Below are 19,058 nucleotides of genomic sequence, written 5' to 3' on the forward strand. Positions count from 1 at the left end.
AGGTGTCGCCAAGTGTTGTACCCATCGATTGATGAAATGATGAATAAAGTCGACAGTAAATACTCGCTGGTCGTCGCGGCCTCCCGCCGTGCGAGACAGCTGCGCGAGGGCGCAAAGACCGACCTGAAGCATCCAAGATCCCACAAGTACGTGGGCGTGGCGCTTGAGGAAATTTACGGGGATATGATCCGTGTGGTTTCGGAACCGGTCGCTGAACGGGATGAGGATAAGGCGTAAAGCCTGCTCCTCCCGGGACGGGGCTTTTTCTGCTGTTATGCCGAGGGTCTAAACAAGAACTCATATTTAGTTTGCAGCAAGAGTGTATAGACGTCTTCCAGATACAACCGCAAGGTTGTATTTTTTTCTCTATCTAAATGAAACGGAAAGCGGGGAAATCGTATGTTAACCGGCAAAACCATCGTGCTCGGCGTTACGGGTGGAATCGCGGCGTTTAAGGCGGCCAGTCTGTGCAGCAAGCTGGTGCAAAAAGGCGCAGACGTCCACGTGATCATGACGGAATCAGCGAAGCAGTTTATTACAGAGCTGACCTTTCAGAATCTGTCCAAAAATCCGGTATACAGCGACACGTTCGATGAGCGCGATCCATCCGTCGTCTCCCATATCCATTTGGCCGACGAGGCCGACCTGGTCCTCATCGCCCCGGCTACAGCCAACATGATCGCGAAAATGGCCCATGGTCTGGCGGACGACATGCTGTCGACAACGCTGCTGGCCACTGAGGCGCCGGTCATGATCGCACCGGCCATGAACGTGCATATGTATGCCCATCCGGCGGTTCAAGCCAACATGCGGCTGCTCGAATCCCGGGGCGCGATGATGATCGAGCCCGGCGAAGGACTGCTTGCCTGCGGCTATGTGGGCAAGGGGCGGCTGGAGGAGCCGGAAACGATCGTCCAGGTGGTGGAGCGCTTTTTTGCGGCTGATCATGCATCCGTGCAGGGACAGGGTCTGCTCCGCGGAAAAAAGGTCATCGTGACTTCGGGCGGAACGGTTGAGCGGATCGACCCGGTGCGTTACATCACCAATGATTCTTCCGGGAAAATGGGGTTTGCCATCGCCAAGGCCGCTAAAGAAATGGGCGCGGACGTGCATGTGGTCTACGGCCATACCGACGTTGAGCCCCCTGCGGACGTTGAGGCGGTGAAAGTCCAGTCCGCCGAGGATATGTACCGGGCAGTCCTGGAACATTGGGAGGACTGCGACTTGGTCATCAAGGCGGCGGCCGTCGCGGATTACCGTCCGAAGGTGACAGCTGCAAGCAAAATGAAAAAGTCAGGGGATACGATGACGCTCGAGCTCGTCAAAACGGTGGATATTTTGGAGGAGCTGGGCAAAACGAAGACAAAGCAGTTTTTGATTGGGTTCGCGGCGGAGACGAATGATGTGGAGAAATATGCCCAGGATAAGCTGAAACGGAAAAACGCCGATCTGATCGTGGCCAATGACGTGACGGCGGAGGGAGCCGGCTTCAGATCGGATACCAACATGGTTCAGGTGTACGATGCCGGCGGACTGGTCGAACAAATGCCCGTAATGACCAAGGACGACGTGGCCCGGCGCCTGCTGACGATCGCTGCGGCCCGGATGAACGGGGCTTTGTCCTGATGGAGATACGTGTGGCAAAGGTGATCGTCGACGTCCCGGTGCGTGATACCGACCGTCCCTTTGACTATCTCATTCCCGAATCCATGCGGGCATGGATCGAGGTGGGAAGCCGGGTCGGCGTGCCGTTCGGCCACCGCACGGTCCAGGGATTCGTGGTCGCGCTTGAGCCGGAGCCAGCGGCTGCCGGCATGAAGCTTAAGGCTATTCAGGAAGTGCTTGACGTCATTCCGCCGCTGTCCGAAGAGCTGGTGGAATTGGCCGCGTGGATGAGCCGCAGGTATGCCTGCCGGATGATTACGGCGCTTCAGGTCATGGTGCCTACGGCCCTCAAGGGCAAAGCTGAACGGTTTATCTCTTTGGGGTCCTCGCAGGCGAAGGAGCCTGAGGATTTGTATTCCAGCGGCTTGCTCGAACTGGAACTGGAGCCTTCCGGCGACGAGCGGGCGATTCTTGATTTCGTCGAAAAAAAGGGTGAGGTCACCTTCAAGCAGCTAAGCCGGCAGTTTCCGGACAGCGCGCCGGTGATCAAATCGCTGCTGCGCCGGGGTGTTTTGCAGGAAAACCAATCCATCAAGGACAAGCTGCAGATCAAGACGCTGAAAGCCGTCGATCTTGCGGTAACGCCGGAGGAAGCGGAGGCCGCCCTGGAGTCGTTCGCGCCGAAAGCGCAGCGTCAGCGAGAAGTGCTGCAGTTTATTGTGGAAATGAAAGAGATGCTTCCGCTTGCGCTGAAGGATGTCCTGGCAACGCTGCAGGTGTCGGCCGCGACTGTGAAAGGGATTGCGGATAAAGGTTACATTACGATCGAGGACAAAGAAGCGTTCAGGGACCCTTACCAGGGTCGCTGGTTCAAACCAAGCGATCCGCTGCCGCTGACAGCAGAGCAGCAGAACGCCTATGACCGTATTGTTTCGGTGCTCGATGCGCAGCGGCACGGGGTGTTTCTGCTGCATGGCGTTACGGGCAGCGGAAAGACCGAAATCTACCTGCAGAGCATCCAGCGCTGCATCGCGCAGGGCCGGCAGGCCATCGTGCTTGTGCCGGAAATTTCGCTGACGCCGCAGATGGTGGAGCGGTTCAAAGGGCGCTTCGGCGACCAGGTCGCCGTCATGCACAGCCGCCTGTCGGGCGGGGAACGCTACGATGAATGGCGCAAAATCCGCGAAGGCCGGGCGGCCGTAGCCATCGGTGCCAGATCGGCGGTGTTCGCGCCGTTTGCCAAGATCGGGCTCATCATTATGGACGAGGAGCATGAAACGTCGTACAAGCAGGAAGAGAGCCCGAAATACCATGCCCGGGACGTGGCCGTCCGGCGGGCGATGCAGCACGGCGCAGCGGTCATTCTGGGCTCGGCGACGCCATCGCTTGAGAGCTACCATGCCGCGAGATCGCAGGTTAACGATGAGTTTGCGCCGATGCTGCTCGAGATGAAAGCCCGGGCACTCGGCAACGAGCTGCCTGGAGTACAAATCATCGACATGCGGGAAGAATTAAAAGAAGGCAACCGCTCCATGTTCAGCCGTTCGCTGCATCAGGCGATTGCGGCCCGGCTGGAACGCAAGGAGCAGACCGTGCTGCTGCTCAACCGGCGCGGCTACTCCACATTCGTCATGTGCCGCAGCTGCGGCTACGTGGCGGGCTGTCCCGAATGCGACATTTCGCTGACATACCATCAGAAATCGAACAATCTCCGCTGCCACTACTGCGGCTATGCCGAGCCGGCACCGTCCGTGTGCCCGGATTGCGGAAGCGAGCATATCCGCTATTTCGGCACCGGTACGCAGCGCGTCGAGGAGGAGCTCGCGAAGCTGTTCCCGGGGATCCGGGTGATCCGGATGGACGTGGACACTACGACGGAGAAGGGGTCGCATGAGAAGCTGCTGAAGCAGTTCCGGGACAAAAAAGCGGACGTGCTGCTGGGCACCCAGATGGTGGCCAAAGGGCTAGACTTTCCGGACGTAACGCTGGTCGGCGTCATCACGGCCGATTCGGCGCTCAATCTGCCGGATTTCCGCGCCGCCGAGAAGACGTTCCAGCTGCTGACCCAGGTCGCCGGCCGGGCCGGCCGCCACCAGCTGCCCGGCGAGGTCATGATCCAGTCCTATACGCCGGATCATTATTCGATCATTCACGCCAGCGGGCATGATTACGATTCGTTTGTCCGGGAGGAGCTGAAGCACCGGCGGAACCTGCATTATCCGCCGTACTGCCGGCTGATTCTAGTCACGCTGTCGCATGAGCAGCTGCCGTTTCTCGTCCGGATGGCGGAGAACATGGTATCCGTTCTCCAGGGCAAAGCCCGGCAGAATGGCTGGTACGGCAGCCTGGACCGGCTGACCTCGGACGCTTTTGACGTGCTGGGGCCTGTGGCATCTCCTGTGCCCCGGATAAAAAATAGATACAGATTTCAATGTATGATAAAATGGCGTGGGACCATCGACGCTGTCGGCCTGGTCAGGGAAGCCGCCGAGCAGCTCGAGGATACCGCCCAGAATCCGAAGCTTCAAATCAGTATCGATGTAGACCCGCAAATGCTGATGTAGCGGCGCTAAGCGGCGTACCGTCATCATATGGAATTATGGATGAATAACTAACAATGAATATTTGAACCCGATAAGGAAGGTGTCAGCATGGCGATCCGAATTATTGTGAAAGAACCGGATGAGGTTTTGCATAAAACCGCTAAAGAAGTGAAAGAAGTTACCCCCAATGTCAAAAAGCTGCTGAACGACATGGCGGACACGATGTACGACGCGGAGGGCGTCGGCCTGGCCGCGCCGCAGGTCGGCATTTTGAAGCGACTGATCGTCGTCGACGTCGGCGATGAGCACGGCCTGATCAAGATGGTCAATCCGGAAATCGTAGCCAAGGACGGCGAGCAGTTCGGCCCGGAGGGCTGCCTGAGCATCCCTGGATTAAACGGGGACGTGCGCCGTGCCGAGCAGGTTACGGTGAAAGGGCTGGATGAGAACGGCAAGGAATTGACGATTACAGGCACCGGCCTGCTGGCCCGATGCTTCCAGCACGAAATCGATCATTTGGACGGCGTGCTGTTTACCGACATTGCAGAAAGAGTGTATGAGTATACACCGGAACGCGCCGGAAAGGAGTAATGCCTGATGAATATCGTTTTTATGGGGACGCCCGCGTTTGCCGTTCCCAGTCTCCGCATGCTGCTTGAGGAGGGCTACAACGTCGTGGCCGTCGTCACGCAGCCGGACCGTCCGCAGGGACGGAAGAAGGTGCTGATGCCGACGCCCGTCAAGGAAGTGGCGCTTGAGCACGGTCTGCCGGTACTGCAGCCGCAGCGCATGCGCAATCCCGAGGCGGTAAGCGAGCTCGCGGCCTACAAGCCCGATCTGATCGTTACGGCCGCCTACGGGCAAATTTTGCCGAAAGCGGTGCTGGATCTACCTGCCAAGGGCTGCGTCAACGTGCACGGCTCGCTTTTGCCGAAATACAGAGGTGGCGCGCCGATTCAGCGCTGCATCATCAATGGCGAGACGGTGACGGGCATTACGCTCATGTACATGGCTGAAGGGCTTGACACAGGCGACATGATCGCTCAAGTGGAGGTACCCATCACCGACGAAGATACCTCGGGAACGCTGTTCGAGAAGCTGAGCACCGCCGGGGCGGCGCTGCTCAAAGAGCAGATGCCGCGGCTGCTGGAAGGCGGCATCCCGGTGACGGTGCAGGATGACTCGCAGGCTACATACGCTCCGAACCTGAAGCGTGAAGACGAGAAAATCGACTGGAGCAAGTCCACGCGCGATATTTACAATCAAATTCGCGGCCTGGTGCCTTTTTCCGGGGCGTTTACGTTCTGGAACGACGACGTGTTCAAGGTCTGGGGCTCCCGCAAAGGAGAGAAGGCCTCCAAGGAAGCGGCACCGGGAACGGTGCTTCAGCTTACGCCGGAGGGTATTGAAGTGAAAACCGGCGACGGGGCCTTGTGGCTGACCGATATTCAGCCAAGCGGTAAGAAGGCGATGGATGCCGGGCAGTTTATCCGGGGAACCAGCATGACGCCCGGGACGGTGCTGAAGTGAGCGGACGTGGAACCCAAGAACGGAAGGGCCGCCAGCCCTCGGCACGCGAGCTGGCGATGGATATCCTGACGCGAGTGGAGCAGGAAGGCGCCTACAGCAACCTGCAGCTGAACGCTGCGCTGCAGCGCGCGAACCTGTCCCGCGAGGATGCCGGCCTTGCGACCGAGCTCGTGTACGGTCCGATCTCCCGGATGAACACGCTGGATTATTTCCTGAACCGCTTTGTCAGCAAAGGCGTGAGCAAGCTGCAGCCCTGGGTGCGGAGCCTGCTGCGGCTCAGTCTGTACCAGATCATGTACCTGGACCGCATTCCTTCCCATGCCGTAGTTAATGAGGCCGTGAACTTGGCCAAGCGCCGCGGCCACCAGGGCATTTCCGGCATGGTGAACGGCGTGCTCCGGAGCGTCCTGCGCAGTCCCGACAAGCTTGTTCTGCCGGAACGTCTCGGACCGGCCGAACGGATCGCGCTGGAGCATTCCCATCCCGAATGGCTGGTTCAGCGCTGGATCAGGCAGTACGGGGAAGAAGCGGCCGAGGCGATCTGCCGGGCGAACAACGAGCCTCCGGCCGTGAGCGTCCGGGTGAACACGACGATGATCAGCCGCGACGGCCTGCTTGGCGAGATGGAGGCGAAAGGCATGGACGCCGTGCCGTCTCCGCTTACGCCGGAAGGCATTCTCGTCCGCAGCGGGGGCAACATGGCCCTGACCGGCTGGTACCGGGATGGCCAGCTGTCCGTGCAGGACGAGAGCTCGATGCTGGTCGGGGATGCGGTAGGTCCCGAGCCCGGCATGAAGGTGCTCGACTGCTGCGCCGCCCCCGGAGGCAAGTCGGCGCATATGGCGGAGCTGATGCGGGACGAGGGGAAGATCATCGCCAACGATCTGCACGAGCATAAGCAGAAGCTGATCCGCGAGCAGGCCGAGCGGCTCGGGCTGGACGCAATCGAGCCGGTGACCGGCGATGCGCTGGAGCTGGCCGCGCGTTATCCGGCGGCGTCTTTCGACCGCATTCTGCTGGATGCCCCATGCTCCGGCCTTGGCGTTATCCGGCGCAAGCCGGACCTGAAATGGGCCAAGACCCCAGGGGACATCGAGGAGATCGCGGCCCTGCAGTACCGGCTGCTGGAATCGGTGTCGGCCCTGCTTCGGCCCGGCGGCATTCTCGTGTACAGCACGTGTACGATCGAGCCGCGGGAGAACGAAGAGAACGTCGAGCGGTTCCTTAGGAACCACCCGGAGTTCGCTATAGCACCGGATGCGCCACCTGCCTGGGAACAGCTGCTGGGTACGGCGCTATCGCGGGGCGGCGGCGTACAGATTTTGCCGCAGCATTTTCATAGCGACGGATTTTACATTGCACGGATCCAGAGACTCTCCTAAACTAGCGGACCGCCCGCACGGGCAGCCGCTGCTTCCTGTAACCCGCCGGGCGCGAGCTTGGCGGGTTTTCTCTTTTACCGCTACTTTTATTTGTGTTAAAATAGGAAGAATGAGAAACAATAAGCATATGAATGAAAAGACAGGTGTGGTGAAAATGAAACCTTTTATATATGATTTGAATCTGGAAGACCTGCAAGATTGGGCGAAGGAAAACGGCGAACCCGCGTTCCGTGCCGGCCAGATTTTTGACTGGCTCTACGTCAAACGGGTCAACAGCTTCGACGAAATGACGAACCTCTCCAAGGAGCTCCGCAAAAAGCTGGACGACCAGTTCCAGTTTGTGACGCTGCAGGAAATTACGAAGCTGGAATCCAAGGACGGAACCGTCAAGTTTCTGTTCGGCCTGCATGACGACCATGCGATTGAAACAGTCATCATGAAGCATAGCTACGGCAACAGCATCTGCGTCACGACCCAGGTCGGCTGCCGTATCGGCTGTACCTTCTGCGCCTCGACGCTGGGCGGTCTGAAGCGGAACCTGACAGCCGGGGAGATCGTGGCCCAGGTGGTGCAGGCCCAGAAGATTCTGGACGAGAAAGAGGAACGCGTCAGCAGCATCGTTATTATGGGCTCGGGTGAGCCTTTTGAAAACTATGAAGCGACGATGAAGTTCCTGCGCATCATGATTCATGAAAAAGGACTGAACATCGGGCAGCGGCATATTACCGTCTCCACGAGCGGCATCGTGCCGAACATTTATAAATTCGCGAATGAGGACACCCAGATCAATCTGGCGATTTCCATCCATGCGCCGAACGACGTGCTCCGCTCGAAGCTGATGCCCGTGAACCGCCGTTATCCGTTCGAGGATGTCATGGAATCCCTTCGCTATTACCTGGCCAAAACAGGCCGGCGTATAACGTTTGAGTACGCGCTGATCGGCGGCGTTAACGACCGTCCGGAGCATGCCCAGGAGCTGGCGAACGTGCTCAAGGATATGCTGTGCCACGTCAACCTGATTCCGGTCAATCACGTGCCGGAGCGCAAGTATGTCAGAACGTCCCGTAACGATATATTCCAGTTTCAACGGGTTCTCGCCGATAGCGGCGTGAACGTGACGATCCGCCGCGAGCAGGGCCACGATATCGCGGCCGCATGTGGACAGCTGCGGGCCAAGCACATGGAGTTGAGGTGAGAGGAATTTGATCAAAACTGTTCATGTCAGTAACGTTGGCCGGGTTCGTTCGGTCAATGAAGACTCGGTATGGGTCGGCCAGCTGCCGCAGGGCTATACCCTCGGGATCGTCGCTGACGGCATGGGGGGGCATCAAGCGGGCGACACAGCCAGCCGGCTGGCCGTCGAAACCATGACGGGCGACCTGTCCTCGCTGGAATCCGGCATTTCGCCGGAAGGCCTGAAAGCGGCGCTTAGCGACGCCATCCTGCACGCCAATGATGTGATTTATACCGAGGCCTCCAAGCACGAGGAATTTTACAACATGGGAACGACGGTCGTGGCCCTGCTCCTGAGCGGGGATTCCGGCTACATCGGACATATCGGCGACAGCCGGGCCTACAAGGTTGCCGGCGGCGAGGTCGTCCAATTAACAGAAGACCATAAACTGGTGTATGAATTGTACAAACGCGGACAAATCAGCCTGGAGAATATGAAAGTCCACCCGATGCGCAATGCGATTACGCGCGCGCTTGGAACGGACGCTGACGTGTCCGTGGACCTGTATCCCATCAGCCTCTCCCCCGGAGAGGTGCTGCTCTTGTGCAGCGACGGCTTAAGCGATCTGGTCAGCTCCGAGCACATCGGGCAAATATCCGGAAACCGCGAGCTGCCGCTGGAAGAAAGAGCGGACCGTTTACTTCAACTGGCACTTCTCGCCGGAGGCGATGACAACATTACCGTCGCCCTGTTCGAACTTCAAGACGAAGTCGCCGGGCAAAGCATAAAGGAGTGGGATTCATGATCGGACACGAATTGGGCGGTCGTTATGAGGTGATCGAGCGGATCGGTGGCGGCGGGATGGCACTCGTTTACAAAGCTCATGATATTTTATTGGGCAGGAACGTAGCCATTAAGGTGCTGCGCCAACAGTTTGTGCACGATGAGGAATTTATTCGCCGTTTCCGCCGGGAGGCACAGTCAGCGGCTTCGCTATCGCATTCGAACGTGGTCAGCATTTATGATGTGGGCCAGGAAGACGACATTCATTATATCGTTATGGAATACGTCGAGGGACATAATCTCGATGAGATCATCAAGGAGCGGGCTCCCCTGCAGGTGGACGAAGCGGTGCGAATCGCCTCGCAGATTTGCGACGCGCTGGATCATGCGCATCAGAATCAAATTATCCACCGGGATATCAAGCCGCATAACATTATGATCGGCCGCAACGGCCGGGTAAAGGTAACGGATTTCGGGATCGCACGTGCCGTTACGTCGACGACGATTACGCAGACGGGTTCGGTGGTCGGATCGGTACATTATTTTTCTCCGGAGCATGCCAAGGGCGTGGTGACCGGAGAAAAGTCGGATTTATATTCTCTTGGTATCGTACTGTATCAAATGCTGACCGCACGTCTGCCGTTTTTGGGGGAGAGCCCGATCAGCGTGGCGTTAAAGCATCTTCAAGAGGAGTTCGAGGAGCCGCGCGAGGTGAATCCTCTTATTCCGCAGAGCGTCGAGAACATCATTCTGAAATCGATGCGCAAAAATCCGCAGGAGCGTTACCAGTCGGCCAAGGAAATGCTTCAGGACCTGGAGACCTGCCTGCTGCCGGAGCGCCGGAATGAGCCGAAGATCGAGTTTGACGATATGGACGATGAGGATCGGACCCGTGTCATACCGGCCATCAAGCCCCAGCCTCGCTCCATTTCGAGAGCGAAAGCGCAGGCCGTGGACGACGATGACGAGGCGGACGAGCCGGCGGTCGGCAAAGGCAAGCCAAAGAAGAAAAAGTCGGGCAGGGCGGCGCTGTGGATCAGCTTGACCCTGGTCGTTCTATTGGCTTTGGCCGGCGTGGTGTGGTATGTCAACCAGAAGCTGGTCGTGCCGAACGTAACTGTGCCTAGCGTCATTAACATGACCGAGGATCAGGCACGTAAAGCGCTCACCGACAAGGGGCTGCTGGTGGAAGATCCGGTCATCCGGAAGTACAAGATGGGCGTCGACGAAGGCGTCGTTTATGAGCAAAGCAGGCCAGAAGGTACGATCGTGAAAGAAGGCGCGGCGATTCAGCTGACGGTGAGCATGGAGAAGCCTAAGGTGTCGATGCCTGACGTGAAGAATCTGACGTTTGACGATGCGAGAAAGGCGCTGCTTGCCAAGGGTATCAAAGACGATAACATCCTGAAGAAAGAGGACTATAGCGACGACGTTGAAAAGGGCCTGATTATCAGCTCTGATCCGGGAGCCAATGCTGAAGTCGATACAGATAATACGCAGATTACTTTAGTGGTCAGCAAAGGCCAGGAAACCGTAAAAATGCCGGATTTGATCGGCAAAACGCAGCAGGAAGCGACGGACCTGATCGAGAAAAACGGCCTGAAACTTCTGAGTGTCATAGAGGAAAACAGCTATACGGTTGAGAAGGGCAAAGTCATCAAGCAGTTCCCGTTTGACCCGAATACCCAGGCCACGCCGAACGCCGAAATCACGCTCACGATAAGCAAAGGCTACCCGGCGGATGCTTTGAACTATACGCTTAACCTGCCTGTGGCTCCGGTTGAGGAAGGCAAAAATACGAAAATCCAGATCAAATACTCGGACGCCCATACCGAAGGCAAAACGGTCGATTGGGGAACGAAGACCGTCCAAACGACGCAGGTGCTGCCGATCGATCTGGTGGTCGATCCGAACCGGGACGCCGTCGTCACGGTACTGCGCGACGGCCAGGTGTTCGATACGTATTCCGTACGGTACACCGATGTGCAGAACGGCACCGTTCCACCGATCGAGCTCCCGGCAATGGGAGGCGAGGATCCCGGCGATCCGGGCCATGAAACGGATCGGGGCGATCAGGGGGATTCCGGCGACGGGAATGATCAGGGAACGGATACGACTCTGAACGATCACCCCGACAAAGGGAAAGGTAAGGATAAAGGTAAGTGACCCGACACCGAAACGGTCATTTACAGATAATCGCCATGTCACGAGGACATATTGAATAGATGTCCAAGTTAGTTAACTTTTAAGTACTACAAATCATATTATCTCCGGCTCTGCTCTATCGGCAGTAGCCGGAAAGAAAGAGAGGCCTTGCAATGTATGCCTGATGGAGTAATCGTGAAAGCTCTGAGCGGATACTACTATGTCAAACCGCTGGAGAACGGAAAAGCCGTAGGAAGCGCCGAAGCCGTACAGTGCCGCGCGCGGGGGATCTTCAAGAAGAGAGGCACCTCTCCGCTTGTCGGGGATCATGTGGTGTACTCCCTTACCGAGAACGGTGAGGGGATGGTGGACGAAATCAAGCCCCGCCGATCCGAACTGATCCGCCCGCCCGTTGCCAATGCGGAGCTTGCGGTCCTGTTGTTTTCCGTGCGTGAACCGGATCTCAACCTGTCCCTGCTTGACAAATTTCTGGTCCATATTGAGCATTCCGGCCTGGAGACGATCATTTGTCTCACCAAACAGGATCTGCTTGCGGCGGAAACGGATGCCCAGGACCCGGTAATGGCCGTCAAGGAGCTCTATGAGCGGGTCGGTTATGAGGTTCTGGTTACGAGTTCACGTTCCGGCCTGGGAAGCAGCGAGCTGAAAGAACGCCTTACGGGCGTCATCAGCGTGTTTTCGGGCCAATCGGGTGTCGGCAAGTCCTCGCTTCTGAACCGGCTCGTTCCCGGACTGTCCCTCGAGACCAGCGCCATCAGTATGAGACTGGGGCGCGGGAAGCATACGACGCGCCATGTGGAGCTGATCGAGCTCGATAACGGCGGCTTTGTCGCCGATACGCCGGGGTTCAGCCAGCTGGATTTCCTGGAGCTGGGCGTGGAGGAATTGTCTACCTGCTTCCGGGAATTCGCGCCTTACGCGGAGCGGTGCAAATTCCGAGGCTGCAGCCATACGCACGAACCGGGCTGCAAAGTCATTGAGGCGAAGGAGAGCGGGGATATTGCATCAAGCCGCTACGAGCATTACGTGCAGTTTTATACGGAAATGAAAGAAAAGAAGCGGAGGTATTGACACGATGATTAAAATCGCACCATCGATATTGTCGGCGGATTTCGCCAAACTGGGACAGGAGGTTGCCGAAGCGGAGAAGTCCGGAGCCGACTGGATTCATGTCGACGTCATGGACGGGCACTTTGTGCCGAATATTACGCTGGGGGCGCCGATCGTAAGCGCCATTGCCCCCCACACCACCCTGCCGCTGGATGTGCATCTGATGATCGAGAATCCGGAGCGGTATATCCCGGATTTCGCCAAGGCGGGAGCGGCTTTCATTACGGTGCATGCGGAAGCCTGCACGCATCTGCACCGCGTCGTGCATATGATTAAAGAGCTCGGTGTAAAGGCGGGGGTTGCCCTGAATCCGGGCACGCCGGCTTCTGCGATCAGCGAAGTGCTGGAGGACCTGGACCTGGTACTGGTCATGACCGTCAATCCGGGCTTCGGCGGACAGGCTTTCATTCCGCGCACCGTTCACAAAATCCGCCAAATCCGCCAGCGGCTGAACGAACTTTCGCTCTTTAACGTCCATATCGAAGTGGACGGCGGCATTACCTCCGAGACGGCGCCGCTGGTAACCGAGGCGGGTGCCGACGTGCTGGTGGCGGGAAGCGCCGTGTATGCACAGCCTGACAGAGCCGCTGCCATTTCGGCCATCCGCCGCAGCGTCGGGGGAAAATAACTTCATGAAATTCAAAGACGCGCTGTATCTGACTCTGGCCAGTATCGGAACAGGCCTGTTACTCGGTATATTTTCCATTCTGAAATCGCCGTTTAATGCCATCGCCTCGCTGATCGCGGTGGTGCTGGCCATTTATTATTTCCGGAAAAACGAACGCAAGGGATTAAGGATCGGCTACGTTATTTTTTCAATCCTGTACTACCTGCTGTTTATCTTCATGCTGTCGGTCTACCAATTTTATCAATTGTCTCCGGCTTCGGCTTGAGGCTTAAGGCATAGGGCGTGCTCTTTGAGCATACATATGGTTACATGAGTCAAGGTTCTCATGTAACCTTTTTTTTGTTCCGTCTTAACATTGATCTGGTTCAGGGCATACCATACCGTGATGACATGAGAATGATGGGGAGGGTGAGATATGAAATTTTACACGTTTAAGCTGCCAAAGTTTTTGGGAGGATTCGTGAAGGCTCTTTTAAACACGTTTCACAAAAGCTGATCTTGATACCCTTTGGTATGCCGCTTGCACAACCGTAAACGGCTTCGCCTTATTAAAGATCGTAGAACATACAAGTTTCAGCGGAGCTGAACGATTCTATGATCGCAAGAAAAACTTCTGCTGCACGCAGTCCGTCTTCCCATGAGAGCACATCAATAGACGTTTTTCTTACAGGCGGAGCTCACGTTTCGCGGATGAAATATAAGGCCGGTATAAGAACACAGGCGGATTAACCCTTATATTTCAAAAAAACCTCTGACAGATGCCAGCGGCATGGCTGCCTACTGATACCGGCCAAAGGCATTAAAAAAGCACCTGCTGGAAACTAGGTGCTTTTTGCTTATATGTCATTACTTAAACGCGGGTAACTTTACCTGCTTTCAACGCGCGAGTGCTTACATAAACGCGCTTTGGTTTGCCGTCAACGAGGATACGAACCTTTTGAACGTTTACACCCCAAGAACGACGGTTACGGTTGTTAGCGTGGGATACGTGGTTACCGCTGCCTGGTTTTTTGCCAGTCACATAACATTTGCGAGACATAGATTACACCTCCTTAGCTCCAAACACCTGCATAAAACAATACTTATATATTTTATCATAGCAAAAAATGCTTCGTCAACCGCCTGCAAAAACATTTATTTCTGGGGTGTCTTATAGTACAATGTTGATTAGCCCATACTATTTTGAGATGGGATCAATTAACATTTTATTTTTTTGAATATGATTATCCGAAATTGGACGAATGGCGAAACGAAAACGTGCATTGATTCGTATTTATAAGGACGCCAATGGCTTAGAGGATCAAGCTAGGAAGGGGATTTATCATTGAGTAAGCGTTCTTTGAATGGAACTGACTTTACCGCTATGGTTCTGGCCGGGGCGGAACAATTGCAGCAGCATGCCGAGCATGTCAATTCATTGAATGTGTTTCCGGTTCCTGACGGGGATACGGGAACGAACATGAACTTGACGATGGGTGCGGGCGTTGCTGAACTGAAGAGAAACAATTCGAATTCGATCGGGCACAGCGCAGGCGTGCTGTCCAAGGGACTGCTCATGGGCGCGCGGGGGAACTCCGGCGTGATTACCTCCCAATTGTTCCGGGGCTTTGGACGCTATGCCGCAACCTATGACGAGCTGAATGCGGTTCAGTTCGCGCAGGCGCTGCAGACCGGAGTTGACGCAGCTTACAAGGCGGTGGTCAAGCCGGTGGAGGGCACGATCCTGACGGTTGCGAAGGAAGCTGCGAAGCATGCGGTATTTTTGGCGCGGCGCACGCCGGATATTACGGAGCTCATGGAGCAGGTGCTCGCCAAAGCAAAAGAAACGTTAGCCCAGACTCCGGAGATGCTCCCCGTGCTGAAGCAGGTGGGGGTTGTCGATTCGGGGGGACAAGGTCTGGTATATATTTACGAGGGATTTCTGCAATATTTGCACAGCGTCAGCGAAGGCGGCTATGACTACCAGTCCTTTGCGGCACCGGGCGCGGTACACCCGGCCCCTGATCAACCGGCGGCAGCAAGAACCCAGGTCAAGCCTGTGCCGGTGGCAGCGGAAGTCCCGGATATTGCGCAGTCCCGTCTGGAAACGGAAGACATCGAATTTTTATACGATATGGAATTTTTCATTAACCGGAAGTTAGGGGATGCGGCAGATACGCATTTCGACGAGGATCAATTCAGGAAAGCGTTGTCAATGAACGGGGATTCGATTATCGTTATTGCCGATGACGAGATCATCAAGGTTCACGTGCATTCCAAAGCACCGGGCGAAGTGCTGAATTTGGCGCTCCGTTACGGCGAAATTACCCAGATTCATATTCTGAACATGCGCGAGCAGCACCGGGACCTGCTGTCGGCCGGGATGGACATCGCGCCGATGCCGGAGATTTTTGCCGATATTCCGGTCGAATCGATGGACCACACGCCGGAAGAGGCGCCGGCCGAGCCGCCGGCCGATGAACTGGCACCTTACGGGTTTATCGCCGTGGCCTCCGGACAGGGCATTGCGGACATTTTCAAGAGCCTGGGCGTCGATGTCGTTCTCTCGGGCGGCCAGACGATGAATCCGAGCACGGAGGACTTTGTGAACGCGATCGCGTCCATTTCCGCGCACCATATTTATATTTTGCCGAACAACTCCAATATCGTGCTGGCTGCCCAGCAGGCGGGAGAACTGCTTGAGGGCGAACGCAGCGTGAAGGTCATTCCGAGCAAGACGGTGCCTCAGGGCATTGCCGCGGCCTTTGCCTTCTCGGAGGAAGATTCCGAGGAGACGAATACGAGCAGCATGCTGGAAGCGATCGGCCGGATCAAATCGGGTCAGGTGACCTACGCCGTGCGCGACTCGCAAATCGATCAGCTGGATATTAAGGCCGGCCAGTTTATCGGCATCGAAAATTCGAAGATCGTGACGGCTGCCGAAGGGCTTTTGCCCGCATGCCAGGAGCTTCTGACCAAGATGCTGGAGAATGGGGACGAAATTGTGACCATTCTCGCCGGGGAAGAGGCGAACCCGGAAATGACGGGCGAGTTGGCCACCTGGCTGGCAGAGCAGTACCCGGATGCCGAAATTGAAGTGCATCAGGGCGGACAGCCGCTGTACTATTACATTTTTTCAGTGGAATCCTAAAAGAGCGGCCTTGGGACCGAAAATCGAAGTTTGAATGAAAATGAAGGAGGCCCCATTCGATGACCCAACCGGTAATTGTAACGGACAGTACGGCCGATATACCCGAGGATATCGCGAAGCAGCATGACATCCACGTCGTTCCGCTCCGGCTGATGTTCGGCGAGGATACCTTTGAAGACGGTGTGGATATCTCCGCCGAGGTGTTCTACAAACGGCTTGTCCAGTCCGAGCAGCTTCCGACCACGTCGCAGGCTTCTCCAGCAGATTATATGCAGGTTTATCAAGAAATTATGAATGAATATCCGGGCTCGCCGATCATTTCCATTCATATTTCCTCCGGACTGAGCGGCACGTATCAATCGGCAACGATTGCCAAATCCATGCTGGAGGGCGACCCGGATATTACGATCGTCGATTCCAAATCGGCGTCCTACGGATTCGGCCTGCTGGTCGTGCATGCGGCCAGGCTGGCGGCCGAAGGCAAGACGGCAGAGGAGATCGTGCGTTCCGTCGAGGAAATGCGGCGGCAGCGCAAGCTGTATTTTCTCGTGGACACGCTGGAGTATTTGCAAAAGGGAGGACGGATCGGCAAGGCGGCGGCCGTGATCGGCAACCTGCTGAACATCAAGCCGATTCTGTCCATTGACGAAGAAGGCATTATTTATGCGGTGGAGAAGGTCAGAGGCCGCAAGAAGGCGCTGGCCCGGATCCTGGAGCGTTTTCGGGAGGATTTGGGCGGCGTTCAAAACATCAATGTGGCAGTGGGCCATACGGCCGACCCGGCTTCAGCCGAGCCCGTGCTTGAGGATCTGTCGCGGGACTTCCGGCTGCAGGAGGTCGTTCTGACGAACATCGGACCGGTCGTCGGAACCCATGTCGGGCCCGGGACACTGGCCGTGTTTATATGGCCCGCTTAAATGAGGGATAACCATGAGTCTGAGTCTTGAACAAATATCGGTACGGCAGGTCCGCGGCGTGAGCGCCCTCAAAGAAGGGGAGCTTCACGCCTTTGGCATCTTTACGGTGAAGGATTTGCTGGAATATTATCCGTTCCGGTACGAGGATTACCGGCTCCGTTCGCTGCAGGACGTGAAGGACGGGGACAAAATTACGATCCAGGCGAAGGTGATGGGTGTTCCCGTGCTGCAGCGGTACGGGCGAAAGTCCCGCCTCAGCTGCAAAATGATGGCTGAGGAGTGGATGTTCACCGCCACCTGGTTCAATCGGCATTTTCTGAAGGATCAGCTGACCTCCGGGCGGGAAATCGTGCTCGTCGGCAAATGGGATCAGCGCCGCATGCAGCTGACCGTGTCGGAATCGGAGTTTCCGGACCAGGGGGCATGGCGTAGCGGTACGGTGCAGCCGGTCTATTCGGTCGGGGGCAAGATTACGCAGACCTGGATGCGCAAAACGATGACCCAGGCGCTTGAGCAGTACGGGGAAATGATCCCGGAAATTTTGCCGGAGGAACTGCTGCGGAAGTACCATCTGATGCCGCGGAAAAAGGCGATCGCTACGATCCACCAGCCCCAGGATACCGGGGAAGGGCAGCAGGGGCGCGAGCGGATGGTCTATGAGGAGCTGTTCCTGTTTCAGCTGAAAATGCAGGCGTTCCGCGCCCTGAACCGGGAGCGTATGGACGGTGTCGTCCATACGGTGGACAACAAAACGATGCGCGAGTTCGTGCGCAGCCTGCCGTTCGAGCTCACCGATGCGCAGAAGAAGGTCGAACTCGAAATTCTGCAGGACATGCGTTCGCCGCACTGCATGAACCGGCTTCTGCAGGGTGATGTCGGCTCCGGCAAAACGGTGCTGGCGGCGATCGCCTTGTACGCGTCGGTGCGTTCGGGCTATCAGGGCGCGCTGATGGTGCCGACCGAAATTTTGGCCGAGCAGCATATGCGTTCGCTGCAGAAGCTGTTCGAGCCGTTCGGCATCACCGTCGGCCTGCTGACCGGCAGCGTCACGGGGCGCAAGCGCAAGGATCTGCTCGCCTCGCTGCAGATGGGCTTAACCGACATCGTCGTCGGGACGCATGCCCTGATCCAGGAGGACGTGTTTTTCCGCAAGCTGGGTGTGGTGGTCACGGACGAGCAGCACCGGTTCGGCGTCAACCAGCGCGGCATCCTGCGGCGCAAGGGCTATAATCCGGACGTGCTGACGATGACCGCGACGCCGATCCCGCGGACGCTGGCGATTACGGCGTTCGGTGACATGGACGTATCCACGCTGTCGGAACGCCCAAAAGGACGGATCCCGATTACGACGTACTGGGTCAAGCACAATATGCTCGACCGGGTGCTGGGCTTCATCGCCCGCGAGGTGGACCAGGGACGCCAGGCGTACCTGATCTGCCCGCTGATCGAGGAGTCGGACAAGCTGGACGTGCAGAACGCGATTGATCTGCATGTTCAGATGCAGCAGGCGTTCCCTTCCTACAAGGTGGGACTGCTGCACGGCCGCATGACGCCGGCCGAGAAGGAAGAAGTGATGCGGGCCTTCTACGAAAACGAGGTGCAGCTGCTCGTCTCGACCACCGTCGTCGAGGTCGGCGTAGACGTGCCGAATGCAACGCTGATGGTCATTATGGACGCGGACCGTTTCGGTCTGTCGCAGCTGCATCAGCTTCGCGGCCGCGTCGGGCGCGGCGAGCACGCTTCCTACTGCGTGCTGATCGCCGATCCGAAGTCGGAGGTCGGGCAGGAACGCATGAACGTCATGACCGAGACCGACGACGGTTTTGAAGTATCCCGGCGTGACCTGGACCTTCGCGGACCGGGCGATTTCTTCGGCACGAAGCAGAGCGGTCTGCCCGAGTTCCGCCTGGCGGACATGGTCAGCGACTTCGCCGTGCTGGAGCAGGCGAGGGATGACGCCGCCCGGCTGGTGGCGGATCCGGCATTTTGGACGTCCCCGGTGTACGGGCCGCTGCGGGACTATCTGCAGCAGGAGCAGATTTTTCAAGGAGATTTGGTCGATTAGGTCAGTGGACAATCCCTCCCGTCAT

Annotated in this window: 17 protein-coding genes; 16 read left to right on the forward strand and 1 reads right to left on the reverse strand. The window is 57.0% G+C overall.

Features of this window, described 5'->3' with window-relative positions; all coding sequences use genetic code 11:
* The first annotated feature begins 12 nt into the window (after positions 1–12).
* From rpoZ to spoVM, 13 genes are all read left to right on the forward strand, one after another.
* Positions 13–237 carry a DNA-directed RNA polymerase subunit omega gene (gene rpoZ / locus FHS19_RS10390; RefSeq protein ID WP_183581804.1) on the forward strand — a complete coding sequence of 75 codons (225 nt, stop codon included), beginning with the start codon at positions 13–15 and terminating at the stop codon, positions 235–237.
* 162 nt (positions 238–399) lie between these two features.
* Positions 400–1,626, forward strand: a complete 1,227-nt coding sequence (coaBC, locus tag FHS19_RS10395) for a bifunctional phosphopantothenoylcysteine decarboxylase/phosphopantothenate--cysteine ligase CoaBC (protein WP_183581805.1) — start codon at positions 400–402, stop codon at positions 1,624–1,626.
* Positions 1,626–4,169 carry a primosomal protein N' gene (priA, locus tag FHS19_RS10400; protein WP_183581806.1) on the forward strand — a complete coding sequence of 848 codons (2,544 nt, stop codon included), beginning with the start codon at positions 1,626–1,628 and terminating at the stop codon, positions 4,167–4,169. The genes coaBC and priA overlap by 1 nt, the downstream gene beginning before the upstream one ends.
* A gap of 87 nt (positions 4,170–4,256) precedes the next feature.
* Positions 4,257–4,739 carry a peptide deformylase gene (def, locus tag FHS19_RS10405; protein WP_183581807.1) on the forward strand — a complete coding sequence of 161 codons (483 nt, stop codon included), beginning with the start codon at positions 4,257–4,259 and terminating at the stop codon, positions 4,737–4,739.
* A gap of 6 nt (positions 4,740–4,745) precedes the next feature.
* The gene (gene fmt, locus FHS19_RS10410; RefSeq protein WP_183581808.1) at positions 4,746–5,678 is read left to right on the forward strand and encodes a methionyl-tRNA formyltransferase; all 933 of its coding nucleotides are present in this window, start codon (positions 4,746–4,748) and stop codon (positions 5,676–5,678) included.
* A gap of 56 nt (positions 5,679–5,734) precedes the next feature.
* Complete coding sequence (gene rsmB, locus FHS19_RS10415) at positions 5,735–7,060, forward strand: 16S rRNA (cytosine(967)-C(5))-methyltransferase RsmB (protein ID WP_183582886.1); 1,326 nt, start codon at positions 5,735–5,737, stop codon at positions 7,058–7,060.
* 154 nt (positions 7,061–7,214) lie between these two features.
* A complete protein-coding gene (gene rlmN / locus FHS19_RS10420) occupies positions 7,215–8,255 on the forward strand; it encodes a dual-specificity RNA methyltransferase RlmN (protein WP_183581809.1) in 1,041 nt (346 codons plus the stop codon).
* 7 nt (positions 8,256–8,262) lie between these two features.
* Complete coding sequence (locus FHS19_RS10425; protein ID WP_183581810.1) at positions 8,263–9,039, forward strand: Stp1/IreP family PP2C-type Ser/Thr phosphatase; 777 nt, start codon at positions 8,263–8,265, stop codon at positions 9,037–9,039.
* The gene (gene pknB / locus FHS19_RS10430) at positions 9,036–11,183 is read left to right on the forward strand and encodes a Stk1 family PASTA domain-containing Ser/Thr kinase (protein ID WP_183581811.1); all 2,148 of its coding nucleotides are present in this window, start codon (positions 9,036–9,038) and stop codon (positions 11,181–11,183) included. Before FHS19_RS10425 ends, pknB begins: the two co-directional genes overlap by 4 nt.
* 156 nt (positions 11,184–11,339) lie before the next feature.
* Positions 11,340–12,254, forward strand: a complete 915-nt coding sequence (rsgA, locus tag FHS19_RS10435; RefSeq protein WP_183581812.1) for a ribosome small subunit-dependent GTPase A — start codon at positions 11,340–11,342, stop codon at positions 12,252–12,254.
* 4 nt (positions 12,255–12,258) lie between these two features.
* Complete coding sequence (gene rpe, locus FHS19_RS10440) at positions 12,259–12,921, forward strand: ribulose-phosphate 3-epimerase (protein WP_089548135.1); 663 nt, start codon at positions 12,259–12,261, stop codon at positions 12,919–12,921.
* Between the two features lie 4 nt (positions 12,922–12,925).
* On the forward strand, positions 12,926–13,186 hold the full coding sequence (locus tag FHS19_RS10445; RefSeq protein ID WP_076169943.1) for a hypothetical protein: 261 nt from the start codon (positions 12,926–12,928) through the stop codon (positions 13,184–13,186).
* A 150-nt stretch (positions 13,187–13,336) separates the two neighbouring features.
* Complete coding sequence (gene spoVM, locus FHS19_RS10450) at positions 13,337–13,417, forward strand: stage V sporulation protein SpoVM (RefSeq protein ID WP_036707696.1); 81 nt, start codon at positions 13,337–13,339, stop codon at positions 13,415–13,417.
* A gap of 354 nt (positions 13,418–13,771) precedes the next feature.
* On the opposite strand, the gene rpmB is transcribed toward spoVM, so the two are convergent.
* Positions 13,772–13,960: a 50S ribosomal protein L28 gene (gene rpmB, locus FHS19_RS10455; protein ID WP_047910965.1), complete on the reverse strand. Its 189-nt coding sequence runs from the start codon at positions 13,958–13,960 to the stop codon at positions 13,772–13,774.
* Between the two features lie 285 nt (positions 13,961–14,245).
* On the opposite strand from rpmB, the gene FHS19_RS10460 reads away from it, so the two are divergent.
* The 3 genes from FHS19_RS10460 to recG are packed head-to-tail and all read left to right on the forward strand — an operon-like array spanning position 14,246 to position 19,033.
* The gene (locus tag FHS19_RS10460) at positions 14,246–16,051 is read left to right on the forward strand and encodes a fatty acid kinase ATP-binding subunit FakA (RefSeq protein ID WP_183581813.1); all 1,806 of its coding nucleotides are present in this window, start codon (positions 14,246–14,248) and stop codon (positions 16,049–16,051) included.
* Between the two features lie 59 nt (positions 16,052–16,110).
* A complete protein-coding gene (locus FHS19_RS10465) occupies positions 16,111–16,968 on the forward strand; it encodes a fatty acid kinase binding subunit FakB (RefSeq protein WP_183581814.1) in 858 nt (285 codons plus the stop codon).
* A 13-nt stretch (positions 16,969–16,981) separates the two neighbouring features.
* The gene (gene recG / locus FHS19_RS10470) at positions 16,982–19,033 is read left to right on the forward strand and encodes an ATP-dependent DNA helicase RecG (protein WP_183581815.1); all 2,052 of its coding nucleotides are present in this window, start codon (positions 16,982–16,984) and stop codon (positions 19,031–19,033) included.
* Positions 19,034–19,058: the final 25 nt, after the last annotated feature.

The organism is Paenibacillus rhizosphaerae, assembly GCF_014192015.1.
Lineage (GTDB): Bacteria > Bacillota > Bacilli > Paenibacillales > Paenibacillaceae > Paenibacillus_AQ > Paenibacillus_AQ rhizosphaerae.

Excerpts from the sequence above, each read along its gene's own strand:
- priA (WP_183581806.1), top strand. The coding sequence starts at position 1,626 with ATGGAGATACGTGTGGCAAAGGTGATCGTCGACGTCCCGGTGCGTGAT.
- def (WP_183581807.1), top strand. The coding sequence starts at position 4,257 with ATGGCGATCCGAATTATTGTGAAAGAACCGGATGAGGTTTTGCATAAA.
- coaBC (WP_183581805.1), top strand. The coding sequence starts at position 400 with ATGTTAACCGGCAAAACCATCGTGCTCGGCGTTACGGGTGGAATCGCG.
- rsmB (WP_183582886.1), top strand. The coding sequence starts at position 5,735 with ATGGATATCCTGACGCGAGTGGAGCAGGAAGGCGCCTACAGCAACCTG.
- recG (WP_183581815.1), top strand. The coding sequence starts at position 16,982 with ATGAGTCTGAGTCTTGAACAAATATCGGTACGGCAGGTCCGCGGCGTG.
- rpmB (WP_047910965.1), bottom strand. The coding sequence starts at position 13,960 with ATGTCTCGCAAATGTTATGTGACTGGCAAAAAACCAGGCAGCGGTAAC.
- rlmN (WP_183581809.1), top strand. The coding sequence starts at position 7,215 with ATGAAACCTTTTATATATGATTTGAATCTGGAAGACCTGCAAGATTGG.
- spoVM (WP_036707696.1), top strand. The coding sequence starts at position 13,337 with ATGAAATTTTACACGTTTAAGCTGCCAAAGTTTTTGGGAGGATTCGTG.
- pknB (WP_183581811.1), top strand. The coding sequence starts at position 9,036 with ATGATCGGACACGAATTGGGCGGTCGTTATGAGGTGATCGAGCGGATC.
- rsgA (WP_183581812.1), top strand. The coding sequence starts at position 11,340 with ATGCCTGATGGAGTAATCGTGAAAGCTCTGAGCGGATACTACTATGTC.
- rpe (WP_089548135.1), top strand. The coding sequence starts at position 12,259 with ATGATTAAAATCGCACCATCGATATTGTCGGCGGATTTCGCCAAACTG.
- fmt (WP_183581808.1), top strand. The coding sequence starts at position 4,746 with ATGAATATCGTTTTTATGGGGACGCCCGCGTTTGCCGTTCCCAGTCTC.
- FHS19_RS10465 (WP_183581814.1), top strand. The coding sequence starts at position 16,111 with ATGACCCAACCGGTAATTGTAACGGACAGTACGGCCGATATACCCGAG.
- FHS19_RS10445 (WP_076169943.1), top strand. The coding sequence starts at position 12,926 with ATGAAATTCAAAGACGCGCTGTATCTGACTCTGGCCAGTATCGGAACA.